7 protein-coding genes are annotated in these 5,125 nt (G+C 59.6%); all 7 read left to right on the plus strand.

Annotated elements, in window-relative coordinates:
* A partial coding sequence (locus tag QZ638_RS22405) for an NADH-quinone oxidoreductase subunit H (RefSeq protein WP_295814753.1) occupies positions 1 to 441 on the plus strand: 441 nt, incomplete at its 5' end.
* A 1-nt stretch (position 442) separates the two neighbouring features.
* Positions 443 to 679 carry a hypothetical protein gene (locus QZ638_RS22410; RefSeq protein WP_295814757.1) on the plus strand — a complete coding sequence of 79 codons (237 nt, stop codon included), beginning with the start codon at positions 443 to 445 and terminating at the stop codon, positions 677 to 679.
* 23 nt (positions 680 to 702) lie between these two features.
* Entirely contained in the window at positions 703 to 1,191 is a 489-nt protein-coding gene (gene nuoI, locus QZ638_RS22415; RefSeq protein WP_295814759.1) for an NADH-quinone oxidoreductase subunit NuoI, read from the plus strand.
* A 214-nt stretch (positions 1,192 to 1,405) separates the two neighbouring features.
* Positions 1,406 to 2,026, plus strand: coding sequence for an NADH-quinone oxidoreductase subunit J (locus tag QZ638_RS22420; RefSeq protein ID WP_295814761.1), 621 nt, complete (start codon positions 1,406 to 1,408; stop codon positions 2,024 to 2,026).
* A gap of 5 nt (positions 2,027 to 2,031) precedes the next feature.
* Positions 2,032 to 2,340 carry an NADH-quinone oxidoreductase subunit NuoK gene (gene nuoK, locus QZ638_RS22425; RefSeq protein WP_295814770.1) on the plus strand — a complete coding sequence of 103 codons (309 nt, stop codon included), beginning with the start codon at positions 2,032 to 2,034 and terminating at the stop codon, positions 2,338 to 2,340.
* Positions 2,341 to 2,350: 10 nt separating this feature from the next.
* Entirely contained in the window at positions 2,351 to 4,336 is a 1,986-nt protein-coding gene (nuoL, locus tag QZ638_RS22430) for an NADH-quinone oxidoreductase subunit L (RefSeq protein WP_295814763.1), read from the plus strand.
* A gap of 3 nt (positions 4,337 to 4,339) precedes the next feature.
* The coding region (locus tag QZ638_RS22435; RefSeq protein ID WP_295814768.1) for an NADH-quinone oxidoreductase subunit M at positions 4,340 to 5,125 on the plus strand (786 nt) is incomplete at its 3' end.

Consider the following 5,125-nt stretch of genomic DNA (forward strand, 5'->3'; position numbering starts at 1 on the left):
TGGCTGCCGCTCTTCCCGATGTTCGTGGTGTTCTTCATCTCCGCACTTGCGGAAACGAACCGGCCGCCGTTCGATCTGGCGGAAGCGGAATCGGAACTGGTCGCAGGCTTCATGGTGGAATACGGCTCCACGCCGTACATGATGTTCATGCTCGGCGAATATGTCGCCATCTGCCTGATGTGCGCCCTGATGACGATCTTCTTCATGGGTGGATGGCTGCCGCCGTTCGATTTTGCTCCGTTCACATGGGTGCCGGGCATCGTCTGGTTCATTTTGAAGTGTCTGCTGGGCTTCTTCATGTTCGCCATGGTGAAGGCCATGGTTCCGCGCTACCGCTACGACCAGCTCATGCGCCTCGGCTGGAAAGTGTTCCTGCCGCTGTCGCTGTTCATGGTGGTTGTCGTGGCCGGGGTACTGATGGTCATGGGATGGGCGCCGTAAGGTGAGTGTTTCGGTCGCCGGGCTGATCGGAGCCGCCATTGGTCTTTACCTCGGCTGGCTCGACTGGAAGATCCTGAAAGGGGTGATCCAGGCGGCTGAAATGAAAAACAGGCAAGGGGGCGGCGACGGCGGGTTCGCCGCGAAATACAAGACGCCCCTGAGCTGGATCGTATTTTTGGTTCCGGTGATCGGGTTTCCGATAATCGGGTACTGGGCCGGTTTAGGACTGACCGGCTGAGACACAAGGGAAGGCAACAGGCGATGGGACTTGATCAGGCCGCCAAATCGCTGTTCTTGAAGGAATTCGTTTCGGCGTTCTTTCTCGCCATGCGCTATTTCTTCAAGCCGAAGCCGACGGTGAACTATCCCTTCGAAAAGGGACCGGTGAGCCCGCGCTTCCGTGGCGAGCATGCGCTGCGTCGTTATCCCAACGGCGAAGAGCGCTGCATCGCCTGCAAGCTTTGCGAGGCAATCTGCCCGGCGCAGGCCATCACCATCGAGGCGGGGCCGCGCCGCAATGACGGCACACGCCGCACGGTGCGCTACGACATCGACATGGTGAAATGCATCTATTGCGGTTTCTGCCAGGAGGCCTGTCCGGTCGACGCGATCGTGGAGGGGCCGAATTTCGAATTCGCGACGGAAACGCGTGAAGAACTTTACTACGATAAGGACAAGCTGCTCGCCAATGGCGACCGCTGGGAGCGGGAGCTGGCACGCAACATCGCCTTGGATGCACCGTACAGGTGATGGTTTGACCGGTAGACGGGGGCGGGGCGCTCGTCTACAGCATGGCCCGCGAGACGGATCCGCGTCGGGTCGGGACATGCAGGTGAATTCGCAGGCCGTGACCGGACAAGCAAGCCCGGTTGCAGTCTAGGAACACGCAAATTTAACGCTTGGCGAAGCCGGGCGATTTGAACAGGCCGGGTTTTCTTCCGGCAGGCTAGGTACCGAGGGAACCATGCTGACAGGACTTGAGGCGATTTTCTTTTATCTGTTCGCCTTCCTAACCGTGGCGGCGGCCTTTATGGTCATCTCCGCACGCAATCCCGTGCACTCGGTGCTCTTTTTGATCGTCGCCTTCTTCAACTCGGCCGGTCTCTTCCTTTTGACGGGCGCGGAGTTCCTCGCCTTCATCATGCTCGTCGTCTATGTGGGCGCGGTCGCCGTGCTCTTCCTGTTCGTCGTCATGATGCTGGACGTGGATTTCGCCGAGCTGAAGCGTGGCGCGCTGCAATACGCTCCAGTCGGGGCGCTCGTTGGCATCATCCTCGCGGCGGAGCTCGTCATCGTGCTCGGCGGCTATGCGTTTGCGCCGGAGCTTGCCGGCGAAGTCGCCCAGCCGGCACCGCCGATCGACGTGCGCCACAACACGGCCGCCCTCGGCGACATCCTCTACACGGATTACATCCACTTCTTCCAGATCGCCGGCATGGTGCTGCTGGTCGCAATGATCGGCGCCATCGTGCTGACGCTGCGCCACAAGGAAAACGTCAAGCGACAGGACATTTCCACCCAGGTTGCGCGCACCCCTGAAACGGCGATCGAAATCAAGAAAGTCGAAACGGGCGAGGGAATCTGATCATGCTGGAAATCGGCATCGCGCACTATCTGACCGTCTCGGCGATCCTGTTCACGCTCGGCGTGTTCGGCATCTTCCTTAACCGCAAGAACGTCATCATCATCCTGATGTCGGTCGAGCTCATCCTGCTCGCGGTCAACCTGAATTTCGTTGCCTTCTCTGCGGTCCTGGGAGATCTGGTCGGCCAGGTTTTTGCGCTTTTCGTTCTCACCGTCGCGGCGGCGGAAGCCGCGATCGGTCTTGCCATTCTCGTCGTCTTCTTCCGCAATCGCGGCACCATCGCCGTCGAAGACATCAACATGATGAAGGGCTGAGCATACGGCCATGTATCAAGCGATCGTATTTCTCCCGCTCATCGGCTTTCTCATTGCCGGGCTGTTCGGCCGCTCCATCGGTGCGAAAGGGTCGGAGTGGATCACCAGTGGCCTCATGGTCATTGCCGCGCTTCTGTCCTGGGTGGCTTTCTTCACGGTCGCTATGGGCAGCGGCGAGGCATTCACGGTACCGCTTCTCGCCTTCATCACCTCAGGCAATCTGGATGTCTCCTGGGCGATCCGCGTCGATACGCTGACCGCCGTCATGCTGATCGTGGTCAACACGGTCTCGGCGCTGGTGCACATCTATTCCATCGGCTACATGCATCACGACCCGCATCGGCCGCGTTTCTTTGCTTACCTCTCGCTCTTCACTTTCGCGATGCTCATGCTGGTGACGTCGGACAATCTGATCCAGATGTTCTTCGGCTGGGAAGGCGTCGGGCTCGCCTCCTATCTTCTGATCGGCTTCTGGTTCAAAAAGCCCTCGGCCAATGCTGCCGCAATCAAGGCGTTCGTGGTCAATCGCGTCGGCGATTTCGGCTTCCTGCTCGGCATTTTCGGCGTCTACATGCTGTTCGGCTCGGTCAATTTCAGCACCATCTTTGCCAATGCCGCGACCTATCTGCCGGCGGAAGGCGCGGAAGCGGGCGAACCGGTCTTGACCTTCCTCGGCTACGCGCTCGACAAGGGCGGCGCGCTAACGGCCATCTGTCTGCTTCTGTTCATGGGCGCCATGGGCAAATCGGCACAGGTGCCGCTGCACACCTGGCTGCCGGACGCCATGGAAGGCCCGACGCCTGTTTCGGCGCTCATTCACGCCGCCACCATGGTGACCGCCGGCGTCTTTATGGTTGCGCGCCTGTCACCGATCTTCGAATTGTCGCACACGGCCCTCACCGTCGTCACCTTCGTCGGCGCGTTTACGGCCTTCTTCGCGGCGACCGTCGGCCTGGTGCAGAACGACATCAAGCGGGTGATCGCCTATTCGACCTGTTCGCAGCTCGGCTACATGTTCGTGGCGCTCGGCACCGGTTTCTACAGCGCGGCCATCTTTCATCTGTTCACGCACGCCTTCTTCAAGGCGTTGCTCTTCCTCGGCTCCGGTTCGGTCATCCACGCCGTTTCCGACGAGCAGGACATGCGCAAGATGGGCGGACTGAGAAAACTCATCCCGCAGACCTACTGGATGATGATCATCGGCACGGTCGCGCTGACCGGCGTCGGCATTCCCATGACCGTCATCGGCACGGCGGGCTTCTTCTCCAAGGACGCGATCATCGAAGGTGCGTTTGCGGCGGAGAATTATTTCGCGACCTTCTCCTTTGTGTTGCTTACGGTGGCGGCTGTCTTTACCAGCTTCTACTCTTGGCGTCTGATCTTCATGACGTTCCACGGCAAGCCGCGCGCTTCCGCCGATGTGATGCACCATGTGCATGAATCGCCGCTCGTCATGCTCGTACCGCTGTTCATTCTGGCCGTTGGAGCGCTCTTTGCCGGCGTCGCCTTCAAGGAGTTCTTCGTCGGCCATGAGTACGAGCATTTCTGGAAAGGGGCGCTGTTCACACTGCCGGACAATCATATGCTGGAAGAGTTCCATCATGTGCCGGTGTGGGTGAAATTGGCTCCGTTCGTCGCCATGCTGGCCGGGCTTTATGTCGCCTGGGTGTTCTACATCCGCTCACCCGAGCGTCCGAAGCGTCTCGCCAGACAGTTCGGTGGCCTCTACACCTTCCTGCTCAACAAGTGGTATTTCGACGAACTCTACGATTTCCTGTTCGTTCGTCCGGCCAAGCGTCTCGGCCACTTCTTGTGGAAGAAGGGCGACGGCATGGTCATCGACGGTCTCGGCCCGGATGGAATTTCGGCCCGGGTGGTCGATGTGACAAACCGGATCGTCAAGCTGCAGAGCGGCTACCTCTATCACTACGCCTTCGCCATGCTCATCGGCGTTGCGGCCCTCGTTACCTGGATGATGCTCGGAGGCACGTTCTAAGCCATGACCGACTGGCCCATTCTTTCCACGGTCACCTTCCTGCCTCTGGTGGGTGCGCTTCTCATCCTCCTGATCCGGGAGGATGGCGCGGGTGCACGCCGTAACATTCGCAACGTCGCACTTTTGACGACCGTCTTCACTTTCGTCCTGTCGATCTTCATCTGGGCGGGCTTCGATGCTTCGACGCCGGGTTTCCAGATGGTTGAGAAGCGCGAGTGGCTTGGTTCCGGGATCTCCTATCACATGGGTGTCGACGGCATCTCCATGCTGTTCGTCATCCTGACAACCTTCCTGATGCCGCTGTGCGTTCTGGCGAGCTGGGAAGCGGTGGAGCACCGCGTCAAGGAATACATGATTGCGTTCCTGATCCTGGAAACGCTCATGATCGGCGTGTTCTGCGCGCCCGACATCGTCCTCTTTTACGTCTTCTTCGAGGCGGGCCTCATTCCGATGTTCATCATCATCGGTGTGTGGGGCGGCAAGCGGCGCGTCTATGCGAGCTTCAAGTTCTTCCTCTACACGCTGCTCGGCTCCGTGCTGATGCTGCTCGCCATGATGGCGATGTACTGGCAGGCCGGAACGACGGATATCCCGACGCTTCTGACCCACGTCTTCCCCGAAGGCATGCAATACTGGCTATGGGTGGCCTTCTTCGCTTCCTTCGCGGTCAAGATGCCCATGTGGCCGGTCCACACCTGGCTGCCCGACGCGCACGTTGAAGCGCCTACGGCAGGCTCGGTCATCCTTGCGGGCATCCTGTTGAAGATGGGTGGCTATGGCTTCCTGCGC

It is taken from the genome of uncultured Nitratireductor sp., from assembly GCF_913053745.1.
In the GTDB taxonomy this organism is placed as follows: domain Bacteria; phylum Pseudomonadota; class Alphaproteobacteria; order Rhizobiales; family Rhizobiaceae; genus Nitratireductor.